The sequence below is a fragment of the Micromonospora terminaliae genome (assembly GCF_009671205.1).
In the GTDB taxonomy this organism is placed as follows: Bacteria; Actinomycetota; Actinomycetes; order Mycobacteriales; family Micromonosporaceae; genus Micromonospora; species Micromonospora terminaliae.
Genome location: NZ_CP045309.1, coordinates 3,726,955 through 3,741,749 on the forward strand (window position 1 = coordinate 3,726,955; position 14,795 = coordinate 3,741,749).

Sequence of the window (14,795 nt, forward strand, 5' to 3'; positions counted from 1 at the left end):
AAAGGACGATCCATGCGACGGATCACCATCTGGATGCTCTCGACGGTGGCCGCACTGGTGCTGCTGTTCAGCTACAAGACCAGCACCCTGGGCGCGGGCGGGGAGAGCAGCGCGATCGCCTCGGGCACCGACGGCGCCGGCAGCTCCTGGAGGGGCACGGACGGCGGCACCACCGGCTCGGGCTCCACGACCGGCGGCGACCGCGGCACCGGCAGCGACAGCAGCGGCAGCGACACCGGCAGCGGCGGCACGGGCAGCGGCGACGGCACGGCCACCGGGGCCGTGGCGCAGACCCGGTGGGGACCGGTGCAGGTGCGGATCACCGTCTCCGGCGGGAAGATCACCGACGTCACCGCGGTGCAGGTGCCCGACGGCAACCACCGGGACCAGGAGATCAACGACTACGCGGTGCCGATCCTGCGGCAGGAGGCCCTCGCGGCGCAGAGCGCGCGGATCGACACCGTCTCCGGTGCCACCGTCACCAGCGACGGCTACCGGGAGTCCCTCCAGTCCGCCATCGACGCGGCGCACCTGCGATGAGCGGGACCGTGACCGCCGGACCGGACCGGCGTGCCTGGGTGGCGCAGGTGATGGGGCTGCCGGTCAGCGTGCACCTGCGCGGCCCGGACGTGCACAGTGACGCGGTGGCCGAGCGGGTGGCGCGGGTCTTCGCCGAGCTGCGCGAGGTCGACGCGACGTTCAGCACGTACCGGCCGGACAGCGCGCTGGGCCGGCTCGGCGGGGCGGTGCCCGACCCGGCCGCCGCGGATCCGCTGGTGCGCGAGGTGGTCGAGCGCTGCGAGGAGGCCCGCGTCCGCACCGGCGGGTGGTTCGACGCCCGGCGGCTGCCGCTGCCCGGCGGGGGCACCGGCTTCGACCCGTCCGGCCTGGTCAAGGGATGGGCGGTGGAGCGGGCGGCGCGCCGGCTGGCGCTGCCCGGCCACGACCTGTGCCTCAACGCCGGCGGGGACGTGCTGCTGCGCACCGCGCCGGGCCGGCCGGCCTGGCGGGTCGGGATCGAGGACCCGGACCGCCCCGAGCGGCTGCTCGACGTGGTCGCCCGCACGCACGGCGCGGTCGCCACCTCCGGCACCGCGCGGCGCGGCGCCCACATCACCGACCCGCACGCCGGGCGCCCGGCCCGGGCCGTCCGGTCGGTCACCGTGGTCGGCCCCGAGCTGCTCTGGGCCGACGTGTACGCCACCGCGGCCGTCGCCCGCGGCGCGGACGCGCTCGACTGGCTGGCCACCCTGGACGGGTACGCGGCCCTGCTGGTGGACGCCGCCGGTCGGGTGCGGGCCACGCCGGACTGGCCCGGCTCCCGGCCGGCGGCTCAGACCCGCGCCGCGTAGTCGGGCAGGCCGGCCTCGGTGGCCAGCGAGCCGGTGCTCCGCACCAGCAGCGACTGGACCGGGCGGGCGGCCAGCAGCCGGTCGCGCAGCCACAGCCCCCAGCCGCTGGCCGGGGCGAGGAAGCGGCCGGGGTTGGCGCCGCGCTGCCAGCGCCCGGCGTAGGTCCGCATCCGCCGCTCGTACGCGGGCAGCGCCACCCGGTGGTCGCCGCCGGCCAGGGCCAGTTCACCGGCGAGCACGTACGCCCCGACCAGGCCGGTGCCGACCCCCATCCCGCCGAGGGTCACCCCCCAGGCCGCGTCGCCGAGCAGCACGGCCCGGCCGGTGTGCCAGCGGGGCACGCTGACCCGGGCGATGGCGTCGAAGTAGAGCTCGGGCGCGGCGCGCAGGCCGGCCAGCAGCCGGGGCACGTGCCAGCCCAGCCCCGTGAAGGCCTCGGCGATCAACGCCTTCTGCCGGTCGAGGTCGAGCCGGTCGTGGTCCTGCGGGGGCGAGGCGAACACGACGAGGGCGCCCGCCCGGCCCGGCTCCCGCTGGTCGGCGGCCACGCTGGCCATCCGGCCGGGCACGTTGTACTGCCGCGGGACCGGGCCCGCCCCGAGGTCGTCGGGCAGGTCCCAGCCGGCCAGGTGGTAGCCGAGGTGCCGCACGTACGACGACTCGGGCCCGAACGCCAGCCGGCGCACACCGGAGTGCAGCCCGTCCGCGCCGATCACCAGGTCGACCGTGCGGGAGGCGCCCCGGGCCAGGTCGACCCGCATCCCGTCGGCGGTCTCGGTGAGCGCGGTGATCCGGTCGCCGAAGACGTACCCGACCCGGTCGGCGCCGTGCTCGTAGAGGATCCGGGAGAGGTCCCGGCGGAGGACCTCCAGCTCGCCGCCGGCGAACTCGGCGGGCAGCCGGAAGATCTCCCGGTCGTGCTCGTCCACCCGGCTCATCGCGCCGGCGTGGGTCTGCACCGCGCGCAACTCGTCGAGCACGCCCATGGCCTCGAGCACGCCCAGGTGGGTGGGACCGCGGAAGTCGACCGCGAAGCCGCTGGTCCGCAGCGCGGGCGCGGCCTCCACGACGGTGACCTCGGCGCCGTTCCGGGCCAGCCACCAGGCCGCCGCCGGGCCGGCCACCCCGGCGCCGGAGACGAGCACGCGAAGGCCGCGAAGAGGAGTGGGCATCTCGTTCCCCGTTCTAAACTGTGTCCATCGGATACAGAGTACTCTAGACACAGTTTCGAGCCGAGGACAAGGGGTGCGCGTGGAGACCGGTGGCGTCGACCAACGCCGGCTGTTCGAGCTGCTGTGGGGCACACCGGCCGGGCCCCGGCGCGGGCCGCGCCCCACCCTCACCCTCGCTGCGATCGCCCGTGCCGGGATCGCCGTCGCCGACGCCGACGGCCTCGAGGGGCTGACCATGCAGCGGGTCGCCGAATCCCTGGACGTCACCAAGATGGCGCTCTACCGCTACGTGCCCGGCCGCGCCGAACTCGTGGCGCTCATGCTGGAGGACGCGATCGGTGCGCCGCCCCCACCACCGGCCGGGGCCGACTGGCGCGCCCAGCTCGACGACTGGACCCGGCAGCTCTTCGACCGGTTCCGCCGGCACCCGTGGGCCCAGGCGGCGACCGTCGGGCCCCGGCTGCCCGGCCCCAACGAGCTGGCCTGGCTGGAGCGCGTGGTCGCCGCCCTCGCCGGCACCGGCCTGACCGGCGGCGAGCAGCTCGACGTCGCCGTGCTCCTGGTCGGGCACGCCCGCAACCTCGCCCAGCACACCCCGCCGGACGGCGTGCCCGGCGGGGCCCAGGAGAGCGCCTTCGGCGCCCTGGTCCGCGGCCGGGAGGACCGGTTCCCGGCGCTGGACGCCGCCCTGCGCGGCATCGACCCGGCGGCCGCCGACCAGGCCCTCGACTTCGGCCTGGCCCGGATCCTCGACGGCATCGAGGCGCTGATCGCCGCCCGCGCCGCCGCCGGCCCCCGTTCGGGTGGGGCGGCCGAGCAGGGCCCGGCCGCCCGGGGAGAATGAGGGCATGCAGCCACACCCGAACGTGCAGGCGGTGCAGCGGGCCCTCGACGACGCGGACGCGCGGGACGGCTCCGGCGGCCCGAGCCAGGTCCGCCTGCTGCCCGAGGCCGTGCACACCGCCGCCGCGGCCGCCGCGGCCCTCGGCGTCGAGGTCGGCGCCATCGCCAACTCGCTCGTCTTCGACGCCGACGACGCGCCCCTGCTGGTGCTCACCTCCGGCGCGCACCGGGTGGACACCGCCGGGCTGGCCGCGTCCCTCGGGGTCACCCACCTGCGCCGGGCCACCCCGGAGTTCGTGAAGCGGCACACCGGGCAGGTGATCGGCGGAGTCGCCCCGGTCGGCCACCCGCAACCGCTGCGCACCCTCGTGGACACCGCGCTGGCCGCGTACGACGAGGTGTGGGCGGCCGGCGGCGTGCCGCAGGCGGTCTTCCCCACCACGCAGGCGGAGCTGCTGCGGCTCACCTCCGGCACCCCGCACGAGGTGGCGTGACTCCGGACCTCGTCACGCTGCACGTGTGGCGGATCCCCCGGACGGCCGTCCCCCGGGCACTGGCCCGGATGGCGACCCACCCGGCACGGCTGCGCCGGCTGCCCGGCGTCCGGTTCGCCAAGCTGCTCGGTACCGGGACCGGCACCGGCTTCGGCCCCGGCGACGCCGACCTGACCCGGTGGGCCGCCCTCGTGGTGTGGGACTCCCCCGCCGCGGCGGACGCCTTCGACGCCTCCCCGGTCGGCCGCTCCTGGGCCCGGCTCGCCCGCGCGCGCGTACGGGTCGACCTGCGCCCGCTGACCAGCCGGGGCGAGTGGTCCGGCCGCCGGCCGTTCGGTGAGCCGTCCGGCGGGCGGGTCGCCGGGCCGGTGCTGGCGCTGACCCGGGCCCGGCTGCGGGCCCGCCGGGCGGTCACCTTCTGGCGGGCGGTCCCGCCGGTCGCCGCCGCCCTGCACGCCGCGCCCGGGCTGCTCGCCCGGTTCGGCGTCGGCGAGGCGCCGCTGGGCTGGCAGGGCACGGTGAGCGTGTGGCGCGACGCCGCGGACCTCGTCGCGTTCGCGTACCGTCACCCGGAGCACCGGGCCGCCATCACCCGCACCCCCACCGAGGGGTGGTACGCGGAGGAACTGTTCGCGCGGTTCGCGGTGGCCGGCGTGGTCGGCGACCGGACGGTGCTGGGATGGGCCGCCCCCGAGAGCGACCCGGCAACGGCGAGAGGGAACGCATGAGGTTGGTGCGGTGGACACCGGACGATCTGGTCCGGCGGCTGGACGACGTGGTGGCCGTCTACGGCGAGGCGATGGGCTACCGCGCCGACCTGCTGGAGGCCCGGCGCGGCTACATCGCCACCCACGTCCGCCGGCCCGGCTTCCGCGCCGTCGCCAGCCTGACCACCGAGGGACACCTGGCCGGCTTCGGGTACGGCTACCTCGGCGCCGCCGGCCAGTGGTGGCACGACCAGGTGCACCGGGCGCTGGACGGCGAGGCCCGGCAGCGCTGGCTGACCCACTGCTTCGAGGTGGTCGAGCTGCACGTCCGCCCGCCCGCGCAGGGGCACGGCCTGGGCGCCGGCCAGCTGCGCGCGCTGCTCACCATGGCGGAGGGCAGCACCACCCTGCTCTCCACGCCGGAGGCCGACGAGCAGCAGTCCCGGGCCTGGCGGCTCTACCGCCGGTTCGGCTTCGTCGACATCCTGCGCCACTTCCACTTCCCCGGCGACGAGCGGCCGTTCGGCGTGCTCGGCCGGGACCTGCCGCTGCCACCGCCCGGCCCCGGCGGCGCCCCCGCTCCGGAAAAGCCGTGAGCGCGAGGAGTGAGCCGGGGTTGCGAGCCCCGCAGTCGCGAACCGAGATGGCACCGTGACCCGGGGCCGGCTGCCCTGGGCGCTGCTGGCCGTGCTCGTCCTGGCCCAGATCTGCTACCCGCTCACCGGGGGCACGACCCGGGCCGGCCTCACGGTGGCCACCGTCGGGCTCGGCTGGTTGCTCTCCGTCGGGCACGCCCTGCTCACCCGGGGTACGCGCACCGCGCTCGCGCTGGTCGCCGTGGCCACCGGCGGCGGCTTCGCCATCGAGGCGCTCGGCGTGGCCACCGGCTTCCCGTTCGGCAGCTACGACTACTCGGGCGAGCTGGGCCCGAAGCTGGCCGGGGTGCCGCTGGTCATCCCGCTGGCCTGGACCTGGATGGCCTGGCCGGCCTGGCTCACCGCGGTCCGGCTCACCCGTTCCCGCCCCGCCCGGATCACCCTGGCCGCGGTCGGGCTGGCCGCCTGGGACCTCTTCCTCGACCCGCAGATGGTGGCCGAGGGCTACTGGCGCTGGCGGGACGCCACCCCGGCCCTGCCCGGCCTGCCCGGCATCCCGGTCAGCAACTACCTCGGCTGGCTGCTCTTCGCGGTGCTGCTGACGGCCGCGCTGCGCCCGCTCGCCGGGCCGGCCGTCGACCGCACCGACGCCCGGGACGCGCCGATGTTCGCGCTCTACCTGTGGACGTACGCCTCCAGCGTGCTGGCGCACGCGGTCTTCCTCCGTCTGCCCGCCTCGGCGGCCTGGGGCGCGGCCGGGATGGCGGTGGCCGCCGTGCCGCTGGCGGTGACGCTGCTACGCGCCCGCCGGCACCGCGCCGGTCCCGGGGTGGCGGAGCCGACCCCCCGCGTCGACGCGCCGGCATGATCCCCGCGCTCGTCCTGCTCGCGGCGGTCGCCGTGCTCACCGCGCACACGGTCGTCAACGCCACCGCCTGGCTCCGCCGCCCCGGGAACAACCCGGTCCAGGTCACCGAGGCGGTGGCGGTGCTGCTGCCGCTGCGCGACGAGGCCGACCGGGTCACCCCGTGCCTGCGCGCGCTGCTCGCCCAGCACGGCGTGCCGGAGCTGCGGATCGTGGTGCTCGACGACGGCTCGACCGACGGCACCGCCGACGTGGTCCGCGCCGTGGCCGGCGACGACCCCCGGGTCACCCTGCTCACCGGGGTCGCCCCGCCGCCGGGCTGGCTCGGCAAGCCGCACGCATGCTGGCAGCTCGCCACCCGCACCGGCCCGGCCCCGACCGTGCTCGTCTTCGTCGACGCCGACGTGGTGCTCACCCCGTACGCGGTCGCCGCGGCCGTGACCGGGCTGCGCGCGGCGGGCGCGACGCTGCTGTCGCCGTACCCCCGGATCCTGGTGCGGACGGCGGCCGACCGGCTGGTGCAGCCGCTGCTGCAGTGGTTGTGGCTGACCTTCCTGCCGCTGCGTGCCATGGAACGCTCGCCGCGGCCGTCCCTCGCGGCGGCCGGCGGGCAGTTCCTGGTCGTCGACCGGGCCGGCTACCTGCGGGCCGGCGGGCACGCGGCGGTCGCGGACCGGGTCCTGGAGGACATCGAGCTGGCCCGGGCCGTGAAGCGGTCCGGCGGCCGGATCGCCCTGGCCGACGGCTCCCGGCTGGCCGAATGCCGGATGTACGACAGCTGGCCGCAGCTGCGGGACGGCTACAGCAAGTCGCTCTGGGCCTCCTTCGGGCACCCGGCCGCCGCCGCGGTCGTGGTGGCCCTGCTGCTCCTGCTCTACACCGCTCCCCCGCTGGTCGCGCTCGGGGCCCTGGTGGCGGGCGCGCCGGTGCCGGCCGGGCTCGCGCTGGCCGCCTACCTGCTCGGCGTCACGGGCCGCGCCGTCAGCGCCCGGGCCACCGGCGGGCGGGCGTGGCCCGACGCGCTGGCACACCCCGTGTCGGTCGTGGTCCTCGGTTGGCTGACCCTCCGGTCGTACCATCTGCGGAAGCGACGCCGGCTCACCTGGCGGGGTCGCCCGGTCGGCTAGGAGGGGACGGCATGGCGCGGATCGTCGTCATCGGCGCCGGTGTGGGCGGGCTCGCCGCCGCCGCCCGGCTGGCGGTCACCGGGCACGAGGTCACCGTCCTCGAACGGGCCGACACGGTCGGCGGCAAGCTGGGCCGGCACCGGCACGACACCCCCGAGGGGTCGTGGTGCTTCGACACCGGGCCGAGCCTGGTCACCCTGCCGCAGGTGTTCCACGACCTGTTCGAGGCGACCGGCGCGAAGCTCGACGAGTACCTGGACCTCGTGCCGCTGGACCCGATCGTCCGGCACGTCTTCCCCGGCGGCGGCCCCACCCTGGACTCCTGCGCCGACCCGGCCGAGTTCACCGCCCGCGTCGGCGCGGCGTTCGGCGACCGGGCCGCGGCCGACTGGCAGCGGCTCTGGCGGCGGGCCGGCCGGGTCTGGGCGGCCTCGCACCGGGACGTGCTGCGCCGCACCGTCGACTCACCGCGTGACCTGGCCGCGCTGGCCTGGCGGCTGGGCGACCTGGCCGCCATCGGCCCGGGCCGCAGCCTGCGCGGGCTGGGCCGCCGGCACCTGTCCGACCCGCGCCTGCGGATGCTGCTCGACCGCTACGCCACCTACACCGGCGCCGACCCGCGCCGGGCGCCGGCCGCCCTGGTCGCCGTCCCCTACGCCGAACTGGCGTACGGCGGCTGGTACCTGCGCGGCGGGCTGGGCACCCTGGCCGACGCGCTGCTGTCGCGCTGCCTGGACCTCGGCGTGGTGGTGCGCACCGGCGCCACGGTCACCCGCATCGACGCGGCCGGCGGCCGGGTGCACGGCGTACGCGTGGCCGGGGCGGCCGCCCCGGTCCCCGCCGACGTGGTGGTGGCCAACGTCGACGCGCTGACCGTCTACCGGGACCTGCTGCCCACCCCGCGCCGGCTGGCCGCGCTCACCGACCGCAGCCTGGCCGGTTTCGTGCTGCTGCTGGGCGTCCGCGGCGACTCCGGGCTGGCCCACCACACCGTCTTCTTCCCCCGCGACCACGACGCCGAGTTCGACGCGGTCTTCGGCGACCCGGGGCGGGGCGTCCGGGCCCGGCCCGCACCGGACCCGACCGTCTTCGTCACGGTGGCCGACGACCCGGCGGTCCGCCCCGCCGGGCACGAGGCGTGGTTCGTGCTGGTCAACGCGGCCCGCCACGGCACCGCCGCGGGCGCGGTCGACTGGCGGCGGCCGGGGCTGGCCGAGGCGTACGCCGACCGGATCCTCGACGTGCTCGCCGAGCGGGGCGTGGACGTGCGCGACCGGCTGGTGTTCCGGGAGATCCGCACCCCGGCCGACCTGGACGCGGCGACCGGCGCGCCGGGCGGGGCCATCTACGGCACGGCGGGCGGGCTGCTCCGCCCGGCCAACCGGGGTCCGGCGGCCGGGCTCTGGCTGGTCGGCGGCTCCAGCCACCCCGGCGGCGGCCTGCCCATGGTCACCCTGTCCGCGGAGATCGTCGCCGATGCCATCGGCCCGGCCTGGTAGGACCGGCGGCGGTCAGCCGGCGTCGATGAGGGCGCGGCGGACGGCGGAGAGCAGCTGACCGAGGCCGAAACCGGCCAGCAGCACCCAGACCGTGGTGGCCATGGTGATGGTGCCGGCGGTCAGGTCGGCGTCGATCAGCCCGGTGAGCCCGGCGACCACCAGCCCGACCAGGACCACGCACACGCGGGTGGGGCGCTCCCCCACGGTCACCGCCCCGATCTCCCGCATCCCGGCCGACACGGCACGGGCCCGCACGTACTCGTGCAGCCAGGACAGGCCGCCCGCCGCGGCGACCAGCGCGCCGGGCGCGCCGAGCAGCCAGAACGCGACCAGCCAGGCGGCCTCGCCGAGCCGGTCGGCCACCGAGTCGTAGACGTAGCCGAGCCGGGTCGTGCGGTTGGTGGCCACCGCCACCGCGCCGTCGACGCTGTCGGCCACCGCCGCGAGCAGCACGAACAGCGCGCCCAGGAACGGCCCGTCGCCGGCCCGGCCCACCAGCAGGGGTACGCAGAGGCAGAGCAGCACGCCGGCCACGGTCACCGGGGTCGGGCCGATGCGCAGCCGGCCCAGGATGTAGCCCACGTGGTAGGCGAAGCGCAGCCAGGCGCGGACCACCGGCGCGGCCACCCGGGGATCGAAGCCGCCGTGCAGCCGCGCCCACGCGGTCGCGTACTGGTCCCAGTTCAGCTGTGTGCCCACCACGGGTCAACCGTAGAAGGGCGGGGCGGGTGTCGTGGGCGGGGTGGTCACACCCGCGCGTCGGCGCGCAGGCGCTGCCAGACCTCGCGGGTGGCCGTGGACCGGTTGAGGGTGATGAAGTGGATCCCCGGCACCCCCTCGTCGAGCAGCTTCGCGCACATCTCGCTCGCCTGCTCGATGCCGAGACGGCGGACCGCCTCCGGGTCGTCGGCCACCGCCGCGAACCGCTCCGCGAGGGCGGGCGGGAAGGGCGCGCCGGAGAGCTGCACCGACCGCTCGATGGTGCCGAGCTGGGTCACCGGCATCACCCCCGCCAGGATCGGGGTGTCACAGCCGGCCGCGGCCACCCGGTCGCGCAGCCGCAGGTAGTCGTCCGCGTCGAAGAACATCTGGGTGATCGCGAACTCGGCCCCGGCCCGGCACTTGCGGACGAAGTGCGCGGTGTCGCTGGCCACGTCGGGCGAGCGCGGGTGCTTGTAGGGGAAGGCGGCCACGCCGACGCTGAAGTCCCCGGCGTCGCGCACGAGCCGGACCAGCTCCTCGGCGTACCGCACGCCGTCCGGGTGCTTGATCCACTCGCCGCCCGGGTTGCCCGGCGGGTCGCCGCGCACGGCCAGCACGTTGCGCACCCCCACCGAGGCCAGCCGGCCGATGACGTGCCGCAGCTCGGCGACCGAGTGGTCGACCGCGGTGAGGTGGGCCATCGGCAGCAGGGTCGTCTCGGTGGCGATCCGCTCGGTCACCGCGACCGTGGTGTCCCGGGTCGAGCCGCCCGCGCCGTAGGTGATCGAGACGAACGAGGGGCGCAGCGACTCCAGCTCGCGGATGGCCTGCCAGAGCAGGCGCTCCCCCTGCGGTGTCTTGGGCGGGAAGAACTCGAAGGAGAAGGTGGGCCGGCCGTCACGGATCAGCTCCCCGATGGCCGGCTGGGGGTTGGGGAGGACCGAGGGAAGACCGAGCGCCACGGACCGACTGTAACCGGCGGGCCCGGGCCGACCCAGGATCTTCCCAGCCCGCGAGCACGAGCGCGGCCGAGCGTCGTACCCCGGGGGTAGAACGGGGGCAGCGCGGTGGGGCCGGCCGGTGGCCGGCCGGGGGGCCGCGCGGGGGTCGTCACGATCGGCGGCGGGCCGGCCGGAGCAGCGCCGGGCGCCCGCGCCGCCGCCCGCCGTCGCCTCGGGAGGACCGATGACCCCGCCCCCGCCACCCGGGCCGCGCCCGTTCGGGCCGCTCCTGGCCGAGCTGCGGGCCGCCCGCGGCTGGAGCCAGCAGCGGGTCGCCGCCGAGCTGTGCGCCGCCGCCAGCGTGCCGACCCTGACCCGGCACGAGGTGTCCCGGTGGGAGCGGCAGCGGCGGCTCCCCGGCGACTTCTGGTGCGGCTGGCTCGCGGTGGTCCTCGGGGTGCCGGGCGAGCTGCTGGCCGGGGCCGCCGCGCGCAGCCGCCGCCTCGGGGTGGCGCCGGCCGCAGCCGACCCCGCCGGTTCCCGCGCGCGGCCGGCCCGGCTCACCGCCACGAGCCGGCGGCCCGGCGCGATGCCGGACCGCCCGGGGCGGCCCGCCCCCACCTCCCCGTCACCCCGGCCGGGCGCGCTCTCGCCCCGGCCGGGGGCGCCGGCGGCCGGCCCCGGCCGACGGCGGGCACGGCGCGCCGGGGCGGGGGGAGGGCGCGACCGGCGGGGACCGGCTAGCGTCGTGCGCGTGACCCACGCTGCTCCCGTCTCCCCCGTCGACCGCGCCGGCCTGCGCCAGCGGATCGACAAGGCCCTCACCGAGTTCCTCGCCGGCCAGCGCGGCTGGCTGACCACCCTCGACGACGGCCTGGTGCCGGTGGCCGAGGCGATCGAGGCGTTCGTGCTGGGCGGCGGTAAGCGGCTGCGCCCGGCCTTCGGCTACTGGGGCTACCGGGGCGCCGGCGGGGTCGACTCCGACCAGGTGGTCGCCGCCCTCGCCGCACTGGAGTTCGTGCAGGCCAGCGCGCTGATCCACGACGACCTGATGGACCGCTCGGACACCCGCCGGGGTGAGCCGGCGGTGCACCGGCGGTTCGCCGCCCGGCACCGGGCGGCCGGCTGGAGCGGCGACCCGGACGGGTTCGGCGACGCGGCGGCCATCCTGCTGGGCGACCTGTGCCTGGTCTGGTCCGACGAGCTGCTGCACTCCGCCGGGCTGGACCCGCACACGGTGGCCCGGGCCCGGCCGGTCTTCGACGAGATGCGCACCGAGGTGACCGTCGGGCAGTACCTGGACGTGCTGACCCAGGCGACCGGCGACACCTCGCTGGAGCGGGCCGGCAAGGTGGCCCGCTACAAGTCGGCGAAGTACACCGTCGAGCGGCCGCTGCTGCTCGGCGCCGCGCTGGCCGGCGCGCCGGCCGAGGTGCACGCGGCCTACTCGGCGTACGGGCTGCCGCTGGGCGAGGCGTTCCAGCTCCGCGACGACGTGCTGGGGGTCTTCGGGGACCCGGAGCGCACCGGCAAGCCGGCCGGCGACGACCTGCGCGAGGGCAAGCGCACCTACCTGGTGGCCGCGGCCCTCGAGGCGCTCGACGACGCCGGCCGGGACCTGCTGCTCGGCGGGCTCGGCGACCCCGGGCTGGACGCCGCCGGGGTGGCCCGCCTGCGCGAGCTGATCACGGTGAGCGGCGCGCTGGAACGCACCGAGCGGCGCATCACGGCCCTCACGGAAAGCGCCCTGGCGGCCCTCACGACGGTAGACCTGGACACCGAGGCCCACCAGTCCCTGGTCGACCTGGCCATAGCCGCCACCCGCCGCACCGACTGACCCCCGGCCCCGGCCCGCCCGGCCCCCGGCCCCCGGCCCCCGGCCGGTCGATCATGAGGTTGACGGCGAAGTCGATCTCCGGAAGTGCCGCCAACCGCATGATCGGCGAGGCGGGCGGCACCCGTCAGAAGCCCAGGGCCTGGGCGCGGCGCTTGACCTCGCGGGCCTGGTCGCCAGCGAGGGCGGCGGCCGGGGTGATGCCGGGGAGGGTGGCGTCCGGCTCGTAGAGCCAGCGCAGCGCCTCCTCGTCGTCGTACCCGGCGTCGGCGAGCAGGTTGAGCACGCCGGGCAGGTGCTTGAGCACGGTGCGGTTGGCCACCAGGTCGGCCGGGATCCGGCGGACGCCGTCGCGGCGCACCGCGAGCAGTTCCCGGTCGCGGATCATCTGGTGCACCTTGCTGATCGACAGGTCGAGGCGCTCGGCCACGTCCGGCAGGGTCAGCCAGCCGGCCGGGTCGGTCGGTCCCGGCAGGTCGGCCCCGGCGGCGGTCTCGGCGGCGGTCTCGGCGGGTACGGAATCGGTCACCCGACCACCCTGCCACGTGCCCGCCGCGGCCGGTCGGCGGCACCCCGCACCCCGCCGGACGCGTGCGCGGCGCCACCGGGTGGGACGCCGGCTGTAGCATCCTGTTCAACCTTCACCCTCCCGACACATAGACTGCCTGCCGATGGACACACAGGTCGCCGACACGTTGCTGGGCTCGCTGATCGACGGGCGCTACCGCATTCGCGGTCGCGTGGCCCGTGGCGGCATGGCGACCGTGTACACCGCCACCGACGAGCGCCTGGAGCGCACCGTGGCGGTCAAGATCATTCACCCGACCCAGGCGCCCGAGGCCCGGGCCCGGATGGCCGGCTTCGTGGAGCGCTTCACCGACGAGGCCAAGACCATCGCCCGGCTCACCCACCCGAACGTGGTGGCGGTCTACGACCAGGGCAGCCACGCCGGCCTCCCCTACCTCGTGATGGAGTACGTGCGCGGCCGCACCCTGCGCGACGTGCTCGCCGAGCGGCGCCGGCTCAGCCCCGACGAGGCGCTGGCCATCGCCGAGCAGATGCTCGCCGCGATCGCCGCCGCGCACCGGGCCGGTCTCGTGCACCGCGACGTCAAGCCGGAGAACGTGCTGGTCGCGGAGCCGCCCACGGGCGGCACCACGAGCCTCGTGGACAGCGTGGTCAAGGTGGCCGACTTCGGGCTGGCCCGCGCCGTCGAGGCGAGCGCCGAGGAGGAGAACGGCAACCAGCTCATGGCCACCGTGGCGTACGTGGCGCCCGAGCTGGTCACCCAGGGCCACGCCGACCCGCGCACCGACGTCTACTCGGCCGGCATCGTGCTGTTCGAGATGCTCACCGGCCGGGTGCCGTACGACGGCGACCGCCCGGTGGAGGTCGCCTGGCAGCACGTCGACCGCGACGTGCCGGCCCCGTCGACCCTGGTGCCGTCCCTGCCCCCGGTGCTCGACGCGCTGGTCGCCCGGGCCACCCGGCGCGACCCGGCCGCCCGCCCGGCCGACGCCGGTGCGCTGCTGACCGAGGTGCAGGCCGCGCGCGACGAGCTGGGCAACCCGCACTCGCACACCGCGGTGCTGCGCCAGCTCGGCGACGAGACGGCCGTGATCGCGCAGCCCACCATGGTGGTGGCGGCGGTCCGCCCGGCCGAGCGCCCCGCCTGGGCCCGGCTGCCCGAGGGCGGTGGCCAGCGCACGCACCGCCGCCGCGCCGTGGAGGACGAGGGCCTGGGCGCCCGGCTGGCCGGGCTGCGTACCCGGATCATGGGCTCGCCGCGCGGCCGGCTGGCGGTCGCCGCGGCGGCCGTGGTGCTCGGCCTGGTGGCCGCGGTGGGCGGCTGGTGGTTCGGGGTGGGCCGCTACACGGTCGCCCCGCAGCTGGTGAGCCTGACCAAGGCCGAGGCGGAGGCGCAGGCCACCCGGGGTGGCTTCACGCTGCGCTACGCCGAGCCCCGTTACGACGAGAAGATCCCCAAGGACACGGTGCTGGGCCAGGCCCCGGTGTCGGCCACGCGGATCGTCAAGGGCGGCACGATCACTCTGACCCTGTCGCTCGGTCCCGAGCGGCTGCCGGTGCCGGACGTGGTGGGCAAGGACTTCGAGCTGGCCCAGGCCGAGCTGACCGGCGCGAAGCTGGTGCCGGTGAAGGGCAGCTCCCGCTACGACGACGCGCTGCCGGCCGGGGTGGTGCTGGGCACCGACCCGAAGGTGGGCACGGTGGTCAAGCCGGGCGCGAAGGTGACCGTGATCCTGAGCAAGGGCCGTGCCCCGGTGACCGTGCCGAACCTCGTGGGCAAGAACCTCGGCGAGGCCCGCAACACCCTCGCCCAGCTCGGGCTGACGCCGGTCGAGACGTACAAGGACTCCGACAAGCCGAAGGACGAGATCCTCGGCCAGAGCCCGGCCGACGGCACCGGCGTGGAGAAGGGCGCCCAGGTCAAGCTCGACGTCAGCAAGGGCCCGGCCCAGGTGCCCGTCCCCCGCGTGGTCGACCTGCCCTGCCAGCAGGCCAAGCAGGTGCTGGAGAGCCAGGGCTTCCCGGTCAACATCCAGCTCAACCCGAACGGGGTGGCCCGCTTCCAGAACCCGGGCGAGAACACCCCGGTGCCGCCGGGCACCCCGGTCACGGTGACCTGCCTGTGAACGGGCCGA

At 76.9% G+C, this 14,795-nt stretch carries 15 protein-coding genes; 11 read left to right on the forward strand and 4 right to left on the reverse strand.

Annotated features, from left to right (window positions below):
* Nucleotides 1-12: 12 nt before the first annotated feature.
* Both GCE86_RS16815 and GCE86_RS16820 read left to right on the forward strand, forming a co-directional pair.
* On the forward strand, nt 13-540 hold the full coding sequence (locus tag GCE86_RS16815) for an FMN-binding protein (RefSeq protein WP_154227853.1): 528 nt from the start codon (nt 13-15) through the stop codon (nt 538-540).
* Nucleotides 541-548: 8 nt separating this feature from the next.
* Nucleotides 549-1,352, forward strand: coding sequence for an FAD:protein FMN transferase (locus GCE86_RS16820; protein ID WP_163636847.1), 804 nt, complete (start codon nt 549-551; stop codon nt 1,350-1,352).
* Here the strand turns inward: GCE86_RS16820 and GCE86_RS16825 are convergent.
* Entirely contained in the window at nt 1,334-2,524 is a 1,191-nt protein-coding gene (locus tag GCE86_RS16825; protein WP_154227855.1) for an FAD-dependent monooxygenase, read from the reverse strand. The two genes, GCE86_RS16820 and GCE86_RS16825, sit on opposite strands and share 19 nt — an antisense overlap.
* Nucleotides 2,525-2,597: 73 nt before the next feature.
* Here GCE86_RS16825 and GCE86_RS16830 point away from each other — a divergent pair, with 73 nt between their 5' ends.
* From GCE86_RS16830 to GCE86_RS16860, 7 genes are read left to right on the forward strand one after another with little or no spacing between them, the layout of a single operon-like run.
* A complete protein-coding gene (locus GCE86_RS16830) occupies nt 2,598-3,368 on the forward strand; it encodes a TetR/AcrR family transcriptional regulator (RefSeq protein WP_244317000.1) in 771 nt (256 codons plus the stop codon).
* A gap of 4 nt (nt 3,369-3,372) precedes the next feature.
* Entirely contained in the window at nt 3,373-3,861 is a 489-nt protein-coding gene (locus GCE86_RS16835) for a YbaK/EbsC family protein (protein ID WP_154227856.1), read from the forward strand.
* Entirely contained in the window at nt 3,858-4,589 is a 732-nt protein-coding gene (locus GCE86_RS16840) for a monooxygenase (protein ID WP_154227857.1), read from the forward strand. The genes GCE86_RS16835 and GCE86_RS16840 overlap by 4 nt, the downstream gene beginning before the upstream one ends.
* Nucleotides 4,586-5,164: a GNAT family N-acetyltransferase gene (locus GCE86_RS16845; RefSeq protein ID WP_154227858.1), complete on the forward strand. Its 579-nt coding sequence runs from the start codon at nt 4,586-4,588 to the stop codon at nt 5,162-5,164. Before GCE86_RS16840 ends, GCE86_RS16845 begins: the two co-directional genes overlap by 4 nt.
* Nucleotides 5,165-5,219: 55 nt before the next feature.
* A complete protein-coding gene (locus GCE86_RS16850) occupies nt 5,220-6,032 on the forward strand; it encodes a carotenoid biosynthesis protein (protein WP_154227859.1) in 813 nt (270 codons plus the stop codon).
* Nucleotides 6,029-7,156: a glycosyltransferase family 2 protein gene (locus tag GCE86_RS16855; RefSeq protein WP_154227860.1), complete on the forward strand. Its 1,128-nt coding sequence runs from the start codon at nt 6,029-6,031 to the stop codon at nt 7,154-7,156. The genes GCE86_RS16850 and GCE86_RS16855 overlap by 4 nt, the downstream gene beginning before the upstream one ends.
* Before the next feature lie 11 nt (nt 7,157-7,167).
* Nucleotides 7,168-8,655, forward strand: coding sequence for a phytoene desaturase family protein (locus GCE86_RS16860; RefSeq protein ID WP_154227861.1), 1,488 nt, complete (start codon nt 7,168-7,170; stop codon nt 8,653-8,655).
* Nucleotides 8,656-8,667: 12 nt separating this feature from the next.
* Here the strand turns inward: GCE86_RS16860 and GCE86_RS16865 are convergent, their stop codons facing one another.
* Both GCE86_RS16865 and metF read right to left on the reverse strand, forming a co-directional pair.
* On the reverse strand, nt 8,668-9,357 hold the full coding sequence (locus GCE86_RS16865; RefSeq protein WP_154227862.1) for a CDP-alcohol phosphatidyltransferase family protein: 690 nt from the start codon (nt 9,355-9,357) through the stop codon (nt 8,668-8,670).
* Between the two features lie 44 nt (nt 9,358-9,401).
* On the reverse strand, nt 9,402-10,319 hold the full coding sequence (gene metF, locus GCE86_RS16870; protein WP_154227863.1) for a methylenetetrahydrofolate reductase [NAD(P)H]: 918 nt from the start codon (nt 10,317-10,319) through the stop codon (nt 9,402-9,404).
* 733 nt (nt 10,320-11,052) lie between these two features.
* Between metF and GCE86_RS16875 the strand changes: the two genes are divergently transcribed.
* Nucleotides 11,053-12,135, forward strand: coding sequence for a polyprenyl synthetase family protein (locus GCE86_RS16875; protein WP_167537101.1), 1,083 nt, complete (start codon nt 11,053-11,055; stop codon nt 12,133-12,135).
* A gap of 124 nt (nt 12,136-12,259) precedes the next feature.
* Here the strand turns inward: GCE86_RS16875 and GCE86_RS16880 are convergent, their stop codons facing one another.
* Nucleotides 12,260-12,661, reverse strand: coding sequence for an Rv2175c family DNA-binding protein (locus GCE86_RS16880; RefSeq protein ID WP_420846478.1), 402 nt, complete (start codon nt 12,659-12,661; stop codon nt 12,260-12,262).
* Nucleotides 12,662-12,803: 142 nt separating this feature from the next.
* Here GCE86_RS16880 and pknB point away from each other — a divergent pair, with 142 nt between their 5' ends.
* Nucleotides 12,804-14,786 carry a Stk1 family PASTA domain-containing Ser/Thr kinase gene (gene pknB / locus GCE86_RS16885; protein ID WP_154227865.1) on the forward strand — a complete coding sequence of 661 codons (1,983 nt, stop codon included), beginning with the start codon at nt 12,804-12,806 and terminating at the stop codon, nt 14,784-14,786.
* The last annotated feature ends 9 nt before the right edge of the window (nt 14,787-14,795 follow it).